We start from the raw sequence: 14,948 nt of genomic DNA on the forward strand, positions 1-14,948 counted from the left end.
ATGACAGATGAATTTAAAAGAGATGGATGTAGAACAGCTCAAGGCAGAGGCAGAAACAATAAGGAAAACCCTTATAGATGTGGTGAGCACCAATGGAGGGCATCTAGCTCCAAACCTTGGAGTGGTGGAGCTGACCCTAGCTCTTCACAAGGTCTTTGACTCACCCAAGGATAAGATACTTTTTGACGTGGGACACCAGTCCTATGTACACAAGCTCCTCACAGGAAGGGAGGGAAGATTTCACACCCTTAGAAAACTAGGGGGAATAGGTCCTTTTATGGATCCTGGTGAAAGTGATCACGATCCCTTTATTACAGGACATGCAGGAAGTGCACTATCTGCAGCCTGTGGTCTAGCTGTGGGAGATGAGAAGAGCAAGGTAATATCAATAGTAGGAGATGCTTCTATCTCCAATGGACACTCTCTGGAAGCCCTTAACAATATAGGCGGAAAGGTCAAAAACCTGATAGTGGTTTTAAATGACAATGAGATGTCCATAGGAGAAAATGTTGGATCTCTATCAAAATTTTTTGGAAAACTTATGGTAACCAAGACCTATATGAATATAAAGGATGAGGTTACTCAGCTTATAAACAGGGGAAAGATCGGAAGTAAACTTACTGGTGTACTTAAAAGGGCGGAACATTCAGTAAAGCACTTTTTAGCCCCTTTAAGTATATCAGAGGATCTGGGATTTAAATATATCGGTGTAATAGACGGCCACAACTTAGAGGAGCTTATAGAGACCTTTGAAAGAGCCAAGGAGATAGAGGGCCCTGTATTTGTTCACATAAAGACAAATAAGGGTAAAGGATATGCCTATGCTGAGGAAAATCAGGAGAAGTTTCACGGTATATCACCCTTTGATGCAGATACAGGAAGAGCCAAGAGCAGCGGTGACAGCTACTCAAAGATATTTGGGGATACCTTCTATGAGATGGCTAGGAAGGATGAAAGAGTCATGGCAATCTCCGCCGGGATGGTTAAGGGAACTGGACTTTCCAGAGCCTTTGAAGCATTTCCAGAGAGAACCTTTGATGTGGGGATAACCGAGGGACATGCAGTCACCTTTGCAGGTGGACTGGCAGCCTCTGGAAAGAAGCCCTATGTGGCAATCTACTCCACATTCATGCAGAGGGCCTATGGTCAGCTGATACACGATATCTCCCTTCAAAACCTTCCTGTAAGGTTTATTGTGGACAGGGCAGGAATAGTGGGAGCAGACGGAAAGACCCACCAGGGAATCTACGATATAGGATTCTTTACAGGGATACCTAACTTTACAGTGGTAGCCCCTACAACCTGCAGGGAATTGGAGGAGATACTGGAGTTCTCCACAGGAGATATCAGTGGTCCCATGGTAATAAGGATTCCAAGGGCATCCTGCTTCTATCTGGAGGAGGATAAATCCCTTACCTATGGAAAGTGGAAGAAACTCTATGAGGAGGAACCTGGGAAGGGAAGAAAAAACCTCTTTATAGCAACTGGAAGTATGCTCCAGGAACTGCTGGCTGTAAAGCCTCAGCTGGAGGAGAGGGGTATAGAGGTGGATATAGTAAGTGCAGCCTTTATATCACCAATGGATACAGAGTTTCTCTTAGGGGAAGCTTCGAAATATAATGAGATATTTGTTTTAGAGGAGGGCTACTCAAAGAGTTCCTTCGGAACCTCAGTAGTCGAATTTTTTAATGAGAATGGAATTTTGAAAAAAATCCACAAAATTTCGCTGGATACAGGAAGGATACCTCATGGAGAAAGAGGAGAGCTCATGGAGATCTACGGGCTTAGGGGAGAGAGCCTTATCAAGCGGATAGAAGGGTGTTTAGATGCATAAAAAAAATGAGAAAACAAGGATGTTTTTAGATGAGCTTTTAAAGCATCCTCTGGTAACTCAGATGGAACTGGTGGATGATCAGGGAGTAAAGGTATCCACCCATACCTATGATGTGCTGGATGTTACAGGAAATGAAATTACACGTGATTTTGGAAGTATGAGAAGAGCCAGCACAAAGATAGATTTCTTTGCCATAGTAATAGGTATAATAGTTCACGACCTGAGTAAGGGGAGCATCAGGATAAATGGTGAGGTTATGTCTCACTCCCAGATGATGCTCAAAAGACCAGAGTATATAATGAAGGAGACCGAAGGTGTAATAAGCCAGGTAGAGGAAGCTACCGGTCTGAAGATAAAACCTGATATTGTAAAAAACATATGTCATATAGTTATCTCCCACCACGGAAGATGGGGAAAGGTAAGACCTAGTACCAGGGAAGCTTCCATCGTACACAAGGCAGATGTATATTCAGCCAAGTACCACAGGATAAATCCCATAGGGGCAGACGATATATTAAAGCTTATGATCGATGGAATGAATATCGATGAGATAGCTGAAAAGCTGGACTGTACCACTGGCATTATAAAGGACAGACTTAAGAGATCCAAGCAGGAGATGGTTCTGAAAAATAATAAGCAACTGATAGCTTACTATAAAAAGAACAACAGGATAGCTATAGGAGATGACTTCTTTACCCAGAGGATAAAGGAAACAGCCCTTCTTATAAAGGCTGTGGAGAAGAAGGGGTTTATCAGGCTTATCAAGGAAAGTCCTATGATAGACTTTATAGATGACAGAAGGGTATTTGAGAGAAGATAAGGACATAAAAGAAAGTAGTAAGAGGAGTTTCTATGAAGGAAAGACTGGATGTATTACTGGTAGAGAAGGGTTTCTTTCCCACTAGGGAGAAGGCTAAGAGAGCTATTATGGCCGGACTGGTAATAGTAAATGAACAGAAGATAGAAAAAGCAGGAACTCAGATAAAGGTAGATGAGGAGCCTGAGATAAGGATAAAGGGTCAGGTGCTTCCCTATGTGAGCAGGGGAGGACTGAAGCTAGAGAAGGCCATAAAGGAATTTGACCTTGATTTTAACGGTAAGAAGGTGCTGGATGTAGGGTCATCCACAGGAGGGTTTACCGACTGTTCTCTTCAAAATGGTGCGGAGTTTGTGTATGCTGTGGATGTGGGTACAAATCAGCTGGACTGGAAGCTGCGTAACGATGAGAGGGTTCTTTCCCTTGAAAATATGCACATAAAAAATCTGAGATTAGAGGATTTGGGAGAAAATAAAGTAGACTATATAGTGATGGATGTTTCCTTTATTTCCATAACTAAGGTTCTGGAGCATCTGGTAAAGTTCATGAAGCCAGAGGCCAGAATAATGGCTCTTATAAAGCCTCAATTTGAAGTGGGAAGAGAGAATATTGAAAAGGGTGGAATAGTAAAAAACAGAGCTAAGCACAAGATGGCGATAGAGAGTGTTGTGGAAAATGCAAGTGTGAACGGCCTCTACCTAGAGAAGCTCGATTACTCACCTATTACTGGAGGTAAGGGAAATGTAGAGTATATCTCGCTATTTTCACTCCATAAAAATGAAAGCAAGGTCGATATTGACGAAGTGATAGAAAAGGGCAAAACATTAAAAAACTAGGGGGTATTTTATGAAGCGGCTTACCAGGGTTAAGATAATTGCAGTAGTACTATCAATAGTGGTTTTTAGTTTTGTCTATGCCAACACAAAGACAAGTCAGAGCCAGGAGGGAGCAAATAGAGGATTTCTTTCTAATCTGGCTGAGCTAAAGGAACTTTCCGATGTGATGGATATAATCATTGAAAATCACGTGGGAGATGAGGAAAAGCAACCTGAGAAGAAGGAGCTTATGCAGGGTGCATTAAAAGGAATGATAGATTCTCTGGGAGATCCATACTCTGTTTACTTCAGTAAGGAGGAGATGGAGAGTTTCAAGGAGGATATTCAGGGGAAGTATGCCGGTGTAGGAATGGTAATACAGAAGAAGGTGGATGAACCCCTTGTTGTTGTATCACCTATCGAGGATACTCCAGCCTTTAAAGCAGGAATAAGACCTAAGGATAAGATTATAAGTATCGATGGTGAATCTACTTATAAGATGACCAGTAATGAAGCTGTAAATAAGCTAAAGGGCGAACCAGGAACCGAGGTAAAGGTAACCATCTACAGAGAGGGAACCAAGGAAACCAAGGAGATCCTGTTAGAGAGAGCCATAGTTGAATTAAAATACGTTAAGTCTGAGATGAAGGAAGATAAGATCGGATACCTTAGACTTACTCAGTTTGGAGAGGATGTCTTCAAGGATGTAAGGAAAGCCCTTATAGACCTCCAGAAGGACGGGATGAAGGCACTGATCCTAGACCTTAGAAGTAACCCAGGTGGTGCTTTAGATCAGTCTATCAAGATAGCTTCTATGTTCCTAGACAGCGGAAGAGTAGTAAGTGTTAAGGGTAAAGTTGGTCAGGAGCAGGTATATATGAGAGAGGGAAGATACTACGGAGATTTCCCTATGGTAGTGCTTATCAACGAGGGAAGTGCTTCAGCTTCCGAGATCGTTTCAGGTGCTCTTAAGGACAGAGGAAGAGCTATCCTGGTTGGAGAAAAAACATTTGGAAAGGGAAGTGTGCAGAGTATACTGCCGCTGCCAGATGAGGATGGAATCAAGCTTACAATAGCAAAGTACTATACTCCAAACGGAACATCTATCCACGGTAAGGGGATAGAGCCAGATGTAAGGGTAGAGGAATCTGAGGACTACCTATTCTTTGACGGCTTCATCACAAATGTAGATGAGGAGAAGACAAAGGAGAACAGACAGGAGATACTGAAAGAAATAAAGGGCGAGGAGGAAGCAGAAAGAATCGCCAATATAAGAGATACTCAGCTGGAGACAGCTATGGGAATATTAAAGGGCATTATGGTGAATAGTGCCAGAAAAACCAAGTAAGGTCAAGATGTGAAGAGTGGACTCTTTTAGGGTTCACTCTTTATAATTAATATTTTCAGGATTAAAATCAGAGGAAATTTTGCAGGGAAACGCCTTAGAGTAAGAAGATTATTGAAAAATGAGAAAAGGAAGGATGAAATATGCTTTATATTGTAGCTACTCCCATTGGAAACTTAGAAGATATTACCTATAGAGCAGTGAGAACACTGAAGGAAGTGGACTATGTTTTTGCTGAGGATACAAGAGTAACTAAAAAACTTCTCAACCACTTTGAGATAGATACAGTGGTATACAGATACGATGAATTTACGAAAAGTCACCAGGTGGAAAATATAATGAACCTATTAGCTGAAGGAAAGGAGATAGCCCTTGTAACAGATGCAGGGACTCCATGTATATCGGACCCTGGATTTGAAGTGGTAGATGCAGCCTTAAATGAAGGGTATAAGGTAGTGCCTGTGGCAGGGGTAAGTGCATTAACAGCAGCAGCTTCAGTAGCTGGAATCTCCATGAAGAGGATAACCTTTGAAGGGTTTCTTCCCAAGAAGAAGGGAAGACAGACCCTGTTAAAGGAACTATCTAAAGAGGAGAGAGTAGTTGTACTATATGAGTCCCCTCACAGAATCCTGAAAACTCTAAAGGAGATAAAGGAGATATTTGGAGACAGGTATGTTGTTATTGTAAGGGAGATAACAAAACTCTACGAGGAGATAATCAGGGGAACTACTTCTGAGCTCATAGAAAGACTGGAAGAAAATCCCATAAAGGGTGAGATAGTACTTCTGATAAAGGAAGAGGTTAAGGAAAAGAAGAGAGTAAAGGTAAATAAATACGCAAGAGATTAATAACTTATAGCATTTTGGATAACCCCTAAGGAAAGGAAGTAATAGTAATGGCAATGACAAAGATAAACTGGTATCCAGGTCACATGAAGAAGACCAAGGAAATGATCCAGGAAAATATGAAGATAATAGATGTGGTATTGGAGCTTGTGGACGCGAGGGTTCCAATTTCCAGCATGAATCCCGATATAGCAAGGTTTTCAAAGAATAAGAAGAGAATAATTATCTTAAATAAAGCAGACCTTGTGAATAAGACGGAGCTAAAGCTGTGGAAGGAGTACTTCATCAAGAATAATATGGCAGATGAGGTAATAGAGCTAAGTGCAGAAACAGGCTTTAATGTAAAAAAATTATTTGCTATAATAGATAAAGTATCCAAGGAAAAGTTGGAGAAGATGAAAAAGAAGGGTCTCAGAAAGGTAAATACGAGACTTATGGTAGCAGGAATTCCCAATGTAGGAAAATCCAGACTGATCAACAGAATAGTAGGTAAGAAGAGTGCGGGTGTAGGTAATAAACCAGGATTTACAAGGGGAAAACAGTGGGTAAGAATCAAGGAGGGACTGGAACTTCTAGATACTCCCGGAATCCTCTGGCCTAAGTTTGAAAGCGATGAGGTGGGATACAACCTGGCTATAGCAGGAGCAATAAGAGATGACATCCTTCCAATAGAGGAAGTGGCTTGTCTCCTTATCACAAAGCTTAGAAGATACAGGATGGACTATATCTTCAAGAACAACTATAAGCTGACAGATGAGGATCTGCTTGAGACGATCCCAGAGGTGATCCTGGATAGGATAGCTCTTAGAATGAATATGATGCTAAAGGGAGACAAGGTAAATACCAAACAGGCTGCCTTTACAATCCTGAGAGATTACAGAAATAAAAAACTCGGAAACTTCGGTGTGGACAGGGAACTTTTTGAAGAGGAAGCAAAGAAGGAACTAGAGGCTCAGGAGACAGAGGAGAAGTAAGAGGAGGAAGGTGCCGACTTAATCTTGGGTATCTAGGAGGTGCCTTCAACTTCAATTTACTTATTTGAGACAGATCCTTTGATGAAACCTTGGAGGGTTGGATAGCAGCAAAAATTAAAGAGAGTAAAGTTTTGGGGGACATATGGAAAAATTGAACTTAGATTTAAATGTAGTGGAAGAGGTACTTCTTGATTTTATAAGGGATGAGATAAGAAAAGCAGGATTTTCCAAGGTAGTTCTGGGGCTATCTGGAGGAATAGATTCAGCCCTTGTGGCAGCTCTGGCAGCTAAAGCTCTTGGGCCTGAAAATGTTTTGGGAATAATGATGCCCTATAAGAGCTCTAGCAGGGAAAGTATATTGGATGCTCAAAGGGTAGCTGAAGCTACTGGAATTAGGACTAAGATGATAGAGATAACACCTATGGTGGATGCATACTTTGCTCTAGAGCCGGAGATCTCAAATATGAGAAAGGGAAATAAGATGGCCCGTGAGAGGATGACTATCCTCTACGATTATTCAGCTAAGGAGGGAGCACTTGTACTGGGAACCTCCAACAAGACAGAGGTACTCCTAGGGTATAGTACTCAGTTTGGGGACTCGGCGTCGGCAATCAATCCCATAGGGGACCTGTATAAGACCCATGTGTGGAAGCTTTCCGAGCAGATGGACCTTCCCAAGGAAGTAATAGAGAAGAAGCCAAGTGCAGATCTCTGGGAGGGACAGAGCGATGAAAGCGAGCTTGGATTCTCATACTACCTGGCAGACAGGATCCTTCACAGGTTTATAGATGAAAGATATACCAGGGAGGAGCTTCTAGAGGAGGGCTTCGACCAGGAGATAGTGGACAATATAATAAGAAGAATAAAGATAAACCAGTATAAGAGAAAGCTACCTCTAATAGCCAAGATATCCAGAAGAACCATAGGAAGAGAGTTCTGCTATCCTAGGGACTGGGGGATCTAATGGTGAAGAGAGAGGAGATGTTTGAATCCCTGACTATAGGTGGCAGGGAGTTTGACTTTAATGAAAAAACCTATGTAATGGGAATATTAAATATAACTCCAGATTCCTTCAGTGACGGGGGATCCTATGACGGAGTAGAGGAAGCAGTGAGAAGAGCTCAAGAGATGGTAGAGGAGGGAGCCCACATCATAGATGTAGGGGGAGAATCCTCGAGACCTGGGGCTGAGTATGTGCCAGAGGAGGAGGAGCTTTCAAGGGTTCTTCCGGTAATAAGGAGGCTGGCTCAGGAGATAGATGTACCAATCTCCATAGATACATATAAAGCAGGGGTAGCCAAGGCCTGTATCCAGGCAGGGGCACACATTATAAATGATATCAGCGGCTTTAAGGGGGATCCCGACATGGCCAATGTGGCAGCAAGATTAGGGGTACCATGTATCCTTATGCATATGAGGGGAACTCCCAAGACTATGCAGGATAATCTTCACTACCACAGCTTTATGGAAAATCTCAGGGAGGAGCTCTCTGAGAGTATAGAGATGGCTGTGGAAGCAGGTATAGAAAAGAAGAATATAATTTTAGATCCAGGGGTTGGTTTCAGTAAATCATCGGACCATAACCTGGAGATAATAAAAAATATAAAGGAGCTTAAGAGGATGGGGTACCCGCTTCTTGTGGGAGCCTCAAGAAAAAGATTCATTGGGGAGATCTTAGACGCAACAGCAGATGAGAGACTGGAAGGCAGTCTTGCAGTGGCTGTGGTATCCTCTTGGGAGGGGGCAGCGATCCTTAGGGTGCACGATGTAAAGGAAACAGTAAAAGCACTCAAGGTGACAGATGCCATCAGAAACATGAGATTAAAGGATTAGGAGGAAGAAGGTAGATGAGAGGTGAAGAGCAGTTAAAACAGGAGCTGCATGATTTCCAGAGGGAAAAGGACAGGATAAGAAGTATAGTTGGACAGATAGGTGGAAGTGTTGGAACAAAGCACAACAATATAATCAATACGGTACTTCTCTGCATCATCGGTATCCTACTTCTACTAGGGGGGCTCTTAAGAAAGATAGAGCTTCAGCTGGCAATAGAGGTAGCTATCCTTGTGGGAATACTAAAACTTCTTTGGATGTTCTATGAAGCACAGAAGGCAAGCCACTTCCAGTTTTGGATCCTAAACTCTTTGGAATTCAGGATAAATGAGATCCATAAGAGGGTAAGGAAGATGGAAAAAAAGTTAAGTGATATGGATAAGCCTAGGGAAGAGTAGTAAGAACTCGGTAAAGGGCTCCTGCTCCAGTGGCAGGAGCCCTTTACTTTCCCCTGGGGAAGGAAAGAAGTGATCCAAGGATTAAAGGGGGATAGAGAAGAACTGTTCTCTTAAAATTGAAAAACTCTATGGAGGAGGATATAATAAACTATATGAAATTTTATATCTGTCTTTAACAGGAGGAAGATTTAATGAAGTATTTAGGATATATAATATTGACCCTTATTTTAACAGGTATTCTCTATATCAAGGGAAGTGACCACATGATATCTGAGAACTATATAAGGGGTCGGGTATACTGGGATATAGACGACAGCTCTCTCTGGACCAAGGACCTGAGTCTGGAGCTACTGGATCAGGATGGAAGCAGGATATCTGAGAGCAGTGTGGAGAAGAATGTCTTTTATTTTTCAGATATCCCCAATGGCAGCTACACCCTGAAGGTTATAAAAGAGGGGGAAGCCATCCTTGAAAGGAAGGTGGAGAAGGAGAGAAAGGCACTGAACTATGGAACTATACTCCTCAAGGCGGAGCCCTACTCCAGGGAGTACTCCAAGAAGCTGAGGCTTGCCATAAGCTACTATGAATCCCTCATCTGGATAGTAACCCTTACTATGATAAGTCTGGGAGTGGGAATAGCCAACAGAGATATAAGAAGGATAGCTTTCCTTGTGGTCCTTCGTTTCAATATAAGGTGGATCTACCTTATCAAGGAGACGGGCCTGGAAAATATACTTACCAGCATCTATATAATCTATGATACCATGCTCTTTCTCTACATATTTGAAAGGGTTATGAGTATCTTTAAGAGCAAGAAGCTCTCCAGGATTTACTATATTATTATGGTTCTCTGGTCCGGGTTAAATGCCGGAGCTATAGTTTCCCTGCTGAGAAGCAGAAATGTTGCTATAGACAGCAGGTACTATGAGTTCCTCAAGGAATCCTACAGTTTTTCAGCCTACTATCTAAATGTTTTCTTTGTTCTTCTGGGAGTGTTGGTATTCGGAGGATATCTTCTGGTAGGTAAGAGGCTGGAAAAGAGTGTGGAAAATGTAGAGGTATTTAAGACTACCCTTATCCAGCTGGGAATCTATATATTTGTATGGCTTGCAGACCTTGATATATCCGAGCATTCGCAGTTTCTGATAATACTCCTCTATATCTTCAACATCATAGGCCTAGAGGAGAGAAAGAAGCACCGTTCAGTTATAAAGTTTTATAAGAGGGTCTTCTTCCTCTGCATGGTATTCTTTACCTATGAACATATGACAGAGGTGGAAAAAACAGACCTCTATATGTTTGGAGGACTTCTCCTCTTCACCCTTGGAAACTACGGAAAGGATCTGTGGGAGAACAGGGTAATGGGAATAAGGGAGGGGCTCTTCAATAAGCTCATCATGACCAGATCCCTTGAGAGGATAAGAGAGGATATGGTGAAGATACCATATATCAAATCGGCAGAGTACAGGGACGGAACCCTCACAGGATCCCACGACCTTCTTATAGAGAGGGAGGGAAGGATGATAGGGGTATCCTTTAAGGGGGCCTTTAAGATAATCCCCATAAAAAAAGAGGTGGAGAGTCTGAGAAAGTTCCTGGAAAAGGTCCTCTACTACCATTCGGTGCTTAATAAACTCTCAGATGTTCCCAAGGAGGGTGAGAAGAAGTATGAGGTTCTCTACAGAAGGGAGCTGAAGAAGAGGATCCTTCTAGAGAAGCAGCTCAAGGGAGGGGGATCTTAATGATAGGATATATAGGAGATATTGATTATCACTCTATCCTTCAGGAGTATTCGGAAAATGAGATCTTCCACATAAAGGATTCCAGGGTTGAAAGGTTTGAGATCCTCATAGTGGAGAGTTTAGATGACAGAGTAGTGGAAATAATAGAAGAAATGGCTAACCGTCCTCCTCTTATAATCTATGAGGATGTTATCCGGGTGGATCATATAGACAGGATAAGGGAGCTAGGCTTCTACTACGTCTATCTGCCCAAGGAGAGGTATGAAGAGGTGGACAGGAAGATAAAGATAGCAGCGGAGCAGAGAAGGGACAACTGGAGTCCTAGCCCCAAGTACAGGATATATGCCCCTGAGAATCTCATAGAGTATATAGAGTTTCAGAAGGCAGAGAGAAAAACCTGTGTATTCCTGGAAAACAGTGAGAGGATCCTTCTGAGCAGAACCCTCAAGGAGGTAGAGGATGAGCTGGGAAGATACAGCAACTTCTTCAGGGTAGACCGGAGTACAATTGTAAATCTGTCCAAGATAAAGTACCTCAATCTGGAGGAGGAGTTTTTAAAACTTGAAAGCGGCGCAAAACTGTATTTCAGCTCCAAGGTACTGAAGAAATTACCATAACCATATCCCGCACAGGGATATGGTTTTTTTATACAAGAAAACAGCCTCTCCATTCAAAAAACAATATATCGTGTAAAAATTGTGTAAAATAATGGTAACTTAAGGTAACGAAGATAGAAGAGGGGTGAGAGAAATGTGTTCAATAGGAGAGGTATGCAGAGCTTTAGATATTACACCAAGAACTTTGAGATACTATGATGAGATAGGTTTATTGAAGCCAGCATCGCAGGAGAGAGGAAAGAGGATATATTCAGAGAGGGAGTTTTTAAAGCTAAAAAAAATTCTTCTTATGAAGAGGGTAGGTTTCTCTCTGGATAAGATACAAGAAACTTTAGATGGTAGCTCGGTAGAGAGTGTGGAGAGCATACTGGTTGAAAACTATAAAAGTCAGCTGGAGGAACTTAACAGGCTGAAGAGAAGTATAGGTGTAACCCATAGATGGATGAAAAGCCTTGAAAATAATAGTTCAGGGATAGAGGATGGAGAGATAAGCATAGAAACCCTGGAGGAGCAGAAGTTTGTGTGGACAGAGGTTGCCAGGGAAGAGATGAAGGAGCTGGAAGCTCTGAAACTCATCAAGTGGAGTCAGGAAAATCTCGATTCCACAGGGGACAGGTATGGATTTACTTTGAGAGAGGATGGAAGAGCAACTGGAACCCTGGTTCTTCATAACGATCAATGTGGAGGAGCTCAGGAAGCTATGAGGACCCTTGAGGGTGGAAGATATGTGACCTATGAGTACTCCCAGGATGAGTCTTTAGAGGAGATAATGTTTCTGATTAAGCTCTATACTATAGAGCATAAGATCAAGGTTAAGAATGAGTTTTTTCTTCTAAGAAGTATATCTCAGACTGCTCTAAAGTCTGAGGTAAGAAATAAACTTGTTGTTAAGATTTTGGGAAACTAAAGAGTAAAACTATAGAGAAGATTCAGGGAAGAGAGACGAAGGCCTTGAATTTAAAAGAGAGTAAATTAAAAGCAGCTCATCTGAGCTGCTTTTTTATTACCAAGGAAAGTATAGAATTTATAAAAAAATTACGTGAAGTAATTAATGCTCCAATTGATTATAAGGATGCAATGTCCCGTTGCTTTTTATGCATTCTGATAAACTTCTTTAGCTGCAGGTTCCTTTCTCAGGGAAACCTCTGAATCCGATGGCAGGGCAAATAGTGGTATAAATCTGTCCAGACCTGTAAGGGTAAGGAAGAGAATACTAAATACTGCTATAACTGCCATTATATTAAATCTTATAAGATCTATAGCTACAAACTGATGTAGTGGGTAGATGGCATTTGCAATACCGATGAAGAATCCAACATATACATGCCAAGGAATAAGCTGAGAACCAAATACTCCAAGGGCATCACTGAATGTGGCATTTCTAAGTCTCAGAGTCTCCAGAGCTTCCTCGGATCCCTCTACATTCTTTTCCACAAGGTCTCTGATAACTGGCCCCACAGTAACGATCTGAGCCATCTCATCGGAAAGGGCAGCATTTCCAAGAACCGAAAGGATACCGTTGTAGAACATAAGCTGTCTAACATTTCTAGACAGAGCCACCACGAGGTTTGATAGGGGTCTGAAGGCATCTATTCTCTTCATGATACCACCAAAGGCAGCAACCCACATCATCATTATAATAACCCATGAACCTGCATCTTCAAATCCTGTGTAGATAAGGTCAAGAAACTCCTGAGCTCCACCTACTGTACCTGCAATTCTACCAAAGATAAAGGATGAAGCTATACCTGCAAAGAGACAAGCCAGTGTAGGAAGTCCTCTTACAGCCAGTATAAGAACCACAACAAGAGGAAGAGTCATATATACTGGAACTCCTGCCTGTACCTGCTCAAGAAGTGTAACTGCTGAAGCCCTCTCATTTGCCAGTGCTTCCCATACCTCTGCAGGAATCTGTGAGATTGCAGTGGATGCTTCTATAGAGTGTGATGGAAGACCCATAAAGAGACCAACAAGGTAGAAAACAACTGCTGACAGAACAAGAACCATAGCAGACCATACTCCTTGGTGTCTTATTCTCTTAATTACCTCAACACCCTGTATTCCTGAACTAACAACTGTAGTGTCTGAGATAAGTCCGATATTGTCTCCAAAACAAGATCCCCCTGCAATAGCAGCCAAAGTAAGAAGAACGTTACCCCCAAGGATGTGGTTTAACCAGAGGAAGATCGGAGCAGATGCTGCAAAGGTTCCCCAGCTTGTTCCAGTAGCTATGGAAAGAATAGCAGAAACCATCAGAGCAACTACAGCCACAGACTGAGCTGTGATTCCAAGGGAAAGGGAGATGGAAATTATAGAAGCTCCCACTCCTGTAGACATAAATGTTTCAGCCATGGCATAGGCAGCCATAAGGATAAAGAATACAATCTGCATCTCCTTAACATTATCTATTCCAGAATCAAGGATCTCCTTGAAGGAAAGTCTCTCTGTAAAAGCAGCTACAACAGCAGCATAGATAGTAGCGATAGGGGCAGCAATGAGAACATCAAAACCTGATATCATCATCCCCGCCATTACAAACACCGGCGAAATCTTCATTAAAGCGTTAAAATTCATAAAAAATATCCTCCTAAAAAATTTAAATATTTTCGAAGATACTAATCAAATAAAAAAGAGCCACCGTGTGCACACGGCAGCTCTAAAAAATCATAGTCAGAACACCGACAGCACCCCATTAAACCGATTAGTTTAATGACAGTAGTATAGATATTATCCATACTCCCAGAATCAGCAGTAGGCACTGCTTTCATCTTCGGCAAACGTTCCTTTCATCCATCCTCACAGCTCTGCCTGAGCTCCGATAAATTACTGATAAAGTTTGCGACCTCTATCTTCGAATTATATAAGTTGATGTTAGTATACTAAAAAAAAACTAATGTGTCAAATCTGAATGAAAAATAATATTTCTGAGAGAGTGTGTTTTTCAATAAGGGCGGACTATACTGCCCATTAAACATAAAAAAGATGGAAACTTTATTTTTTTTATGAAGAGGATCTTATAAAGTGTTGAAAAATCCTGAAGGAAGAGCAAACAAAAGTAAAAAAGTATTGAGTTTTGAGGTCCTATACTATATACTTCCTTATAAAAGGCAGGTGAAGGTAATGGAAGGATATATTTGGCTGGCACTGACCATTGTATTTGTAATAGGAGAGCTATCTGCTCCTGGTCTGGTGTCCATATGGTTTGCACTGGCAGCGGGAATACTAACCCTGGCAGCCAGGTTTATAGAATCCCCCTTAAATCAGATCTATCTCTTTATAGCCCTGAGTACCTTCTTTTTAATAGTGACAAGACCCCTCAGTAAGAGGATACTCTCCAAGAGGGAGTATAAGCTGGAGGACAGGATAATTGGTCAGATAGTTGTTATTGAAAGGGTACTAAAGGACGGAAACTACGAGGTGAAGCTCGATGGAAAGCACTGGAAGGCTATATGTCAAGAGGAGCTTTCAGAGGGAAGCAGAGCTAAGGTGCTCAGAATAGAAGGAATAAAATTAATATTAGAAAAGGAGTGATAATATGTTTTTTGCATTTCCACTGCTATTGCTTATTGTAGTAGTAGTAGTAACCAACGTAAAGATTGTACCTCAGTCTCAGGCATATGTAATTGAGAGGCTGGGAGCGTATCTCAGCACATGGAAGGTGGGACTTAACATTACAATCCCATTTATCGACAGAGTAGCTAAGAGGGTGTCCCTGAAGGAGCAGGTAGTGG

Annotated in this window: 14 protein-coding genes, 1 pseudogene and 1 riboswitch; of the genes and pseudogenes, 14 read left to right on the forward strand and 1 reads right to left on the reverse strand. The window is 41.8% G+C overall.

Annotated features, from left to right (window positions below):
- The first annotated feature begins 7 nt into the window (after positions 1–7).
- From dxs to QMG11_RS15720, 12 genes are all read left to right on the forward strand, one after another.
- Complete coding sequence (gene dxs, locus QMG11_RS15665) at positions 8–1,834, forward strand: 1-deoxy-D-xylulose-5-phosphate synthase (protein WP_373877240.1); 1,827 nt, start codon at positions 8–10, stop codon at positions 1,832–1,834.
- Positions 1,827–2,654, forward strand: a complete 828-nt coding sequence (locus QMG11_RS15670) for an HD domain-containing protein (protein ID WP_281837251.1) — start codon at positions 1,827–1,829, stop codon at positions 2,652–2,654. The genes dxs and QMG11_RS15670 overlap by 8 nt, the downstream gene beginning before the upstream one ends.
- 32 nt (positions 2,655–2,686) lie before the next feature.
- A complete protein-coding gene (locus QMG11_RS15675; protein WP_281837252.1) occupies positions 2,687–3,487 on the forward strand; it encodes a TlyA family RNA methyltransferase in 801 nt (266 codons plus the stop codon).
- Positions 3,488–3,497: 10 nt separating this feature from the next.
- Positions 3,498–4,814, forward strand: coding sequence for a S41 family peptidase (locus QMG11_RS15680; RefSeq protein ID WP_281837253.1), 1,317 nt, complete (start codon positions 3,498–3,500; stop codon positions 4,812–4,814).
- A gap of 140 nt (positions 4,815–4,954) precedes the next feature.
- Positions 4,955–5,659, forward strand: coding sequence for a 16S rRNA (cytidine(1402)-2'-O)-methyltransferase (gene rsmI / locus QMG11_RS15685; protein WP_281837254.1), 705 nt, complete (start codon positions 4,955–4,957; stop codon positions 5,657–5,659).
- Positions 5,660–5,706: 47 nt separating this feature from the next.
- A complete protein-coding gene (gene ylqF, locus QMG11_RS15690; protein ID WP_281837255.1) occupies positions 5,707–6,630 on the forward strand; it encodes a ribosome biogenesis GTPase YlqF in 924 nt (307 codons plus the stop codon).
- Positions 6,631–6,772: 142 nt separating this feature from the next.
- Positions 6,773–7,594, forward strand: coding sequence for an NAD+ synthase (locus QMG11_RS15695; protein ID WP_281837256.1), 822 nt, complete (start codon positions 6,773–6,775; stop codon positions 7,592–7,594).
- Entirely contained in the window at positions 7,594–8,463 is an 870-nt protein-coding gene (gene folP / locus QMG11_RS15700; RefSeq protein WP_281837257.1) for a dihydropteroate synthase, read from the forward strand. Before QMG11_RS15695 ends, folP begins: the two co-directional genes overlap by 1 nt.
- A gap of 14 nt (positions 8,464–8,477) precedes the next feature.
- Positions 8,478–8,858, forward strand: a complete 381-nt coding sequence (locus tag QMG11_RS15705) for a hypothetical protein (RefSeq protein WP_281837258.1) — start codon at positions 8,478–8,480, stop codon at positions 8,856–8,858.
- A 191-nt stretch (positions 8,859–9,049) separates the two neighbouring features.
- Positions 9,050–10,600: a hypothetical protein gene (locus QMG11_RS15710; RefSeq protein WP_281837259.1), complete on the forward strand. Its 1,551-nt coding sequence runs from the start codon at positions 9,050–9,052 to the stop codon at positions 10,598–10,600.
- Positions 10,600–11,217 (forward strand): LytTR family DNA-binding domain-containing protein, encoded by a 618-nt coding sequence (locus QMG11_RS15715; protein ID WP_281837260.1) that lies wholly within the window; start codon positions 10,600–10,602, stop codon positions 11,215–11,217. The genes QMG11_RS15710 and QMG11_RS15715 overlap by 1 nt, the downstream gene beginning before the upstream one ends.
- Positions 11,218–11,350: 133 nt before the next feature.
- Positions 11,351–12,124, forward strand: coding sequence for a MerR family transcriptional regulator (locus QMG11_RS15720; protein WP_281837261.1), 774 nt, complete (start codon positions 11,351–11,353; stop codon positions 12,122–12,124).
- Between the two features lie 185 nt (positions 12,125–12,309).
- Here QMG11_RS15720 and QMG11_RS15725 read toward each other — a convergent pair whose 3' ends face one another.
- Positions 12,310–13,791, reverse strand: coding sequence for a Na+/H+ antiporter NhaC family protein (locus tag QMG11_RS15725; protein ID WP_281837262.1), 1,482 nt, complete (start codon positions 13,789–13,791; stop codon positions 12,310–12,312).
- 100 nt (positions 13,792–13,891) lie between these two features.
- A riboswitch (Lysine riboswitch) is annotated at positions 13,892–14,073 on the reverse strand.
- A 264-nt stretch (positions 14,074–14,337) separates the two neighbouring features.
- Here QMG11_RS15725 and QMG11_RS15730 point away from each other — a divergent pair.
- Positions 14,338–14,748 carry an NfeD family protein gene (locus QMG11_RS15730; protein WP_281837263.1) on the forward strand — a complete coding sequence of 137 codons (411 nt, stop codon included), beginning with the start codon at positions 14,338–14,340 and terminating at the stop codon, positions 14,746–14,748.
- Positions 14,749–14,752: 4 nt separating this feature from the next.
- Positions 14,753–14,948: pseudogene (locus QMG11_RS15735) on the forward strand (SPFH domain-containing protein); the annotation flags it as partial.

The sequence above is a fragment of the Propionigenium maris DSM 9537 genome, assembly GCF_027925155.1.
GTDB lineage: Bacteria > Fusobacteriota > Fusobacteriia > Fusobacteriales > Fusobacteriaceae > Propionigenium > Propionigenium maris.

Coding starts and splice junctions, on each gene's coding strand:
- folP (WP_281837257.1), top strand. CDS start 7,594: ATGGTGAAGAGAGAGGAGATGTTTGAATCCCTGACTATAGGTGGCAGG.
- QMG11_RS15720 (WP_281837261.1), top strand. CDS start 11,351: ATGTGTTCAATAGGAGAGGTATGCAGAGCTTTAGATATTACACCAAGA.
- QMG11_RS15705 (WP_281837258.1), top strand. CDS start 8,478: ATGAGAGGTGAAGAGCAGTTAAAACAGGAGCTGCATGATTTCCAGAGG.
- QMG11_RS15710 (WP_281837259.1), top strand. CDS start 9,050: ATGAAGTATTTAGGATATATAATATTGACCCTTATTTTAACAGGTATT.
- dxs (WP_373877240.1), top strand. CDS start 8: ATGAATTTAAAAGAGATGGATGTAGAACAGCTCAAGGCAGAGGCAGAA.
- QMG11_RS15695 (WP_281837256.1), top strand. CDS start 6,773: ATGGAAAAATTGAACTTAGATTTAAATGTAGTGGAAGAGGTACTTCTT.
- QMG11_RS15730 (WP_281837263.1), top strand. CDS start 14,338: ATGGAAGGATATATTTGGCTGGCACTGACCATTGTATTTGTAATAGGA.
- QMG11_RS15715 (WP_281837260.1), top strand. CDS start 10,600: ATGATAGGATATATAGGAGATATTGATTATCACTCTATCCTTCAGGAG.
- rsmI (WP_281837254.1), top strand. CDS start 4,955: ATGCTTTATATTGTAGCTACTCCCATTGGAAACTTAGAAGATATTACC.
- QMG11_RS15670 (WP_281837251.1), top strand. CDS start 1,827: ATGCATAAAAAAAATGAGAAAACAAGGATGTTTTTAGATGAGCTTTTA.
- QMG11_RS15680 (WP_281837253.1), top strand. CDS start 3,498: ATGAAGCGGCTTACCAGGGTTAAGATAATTGCAGTAGTACTATCAATA.
- ylqF (WP_281837255.1), top strand. CDS start 5,707: ATGGCAATGACAAAGATAAACTGGTATCCAGGTCACATGAAGAAGACC.
- QMG11_RS15675 (WP_281837252.1), top strand. CDS start 2,687: ATGAAGGAAAGACTGGATGTATTACTGGTAGAGAAGGGTTTCTTTCCC.
- QMG11_RS15725 (WP_281837262.1), bottom strand. CDS start 13,791: ATGAATTTTAACGCTTTAATGAAGATTTCGCCGGTGTTTGTAATGGCG.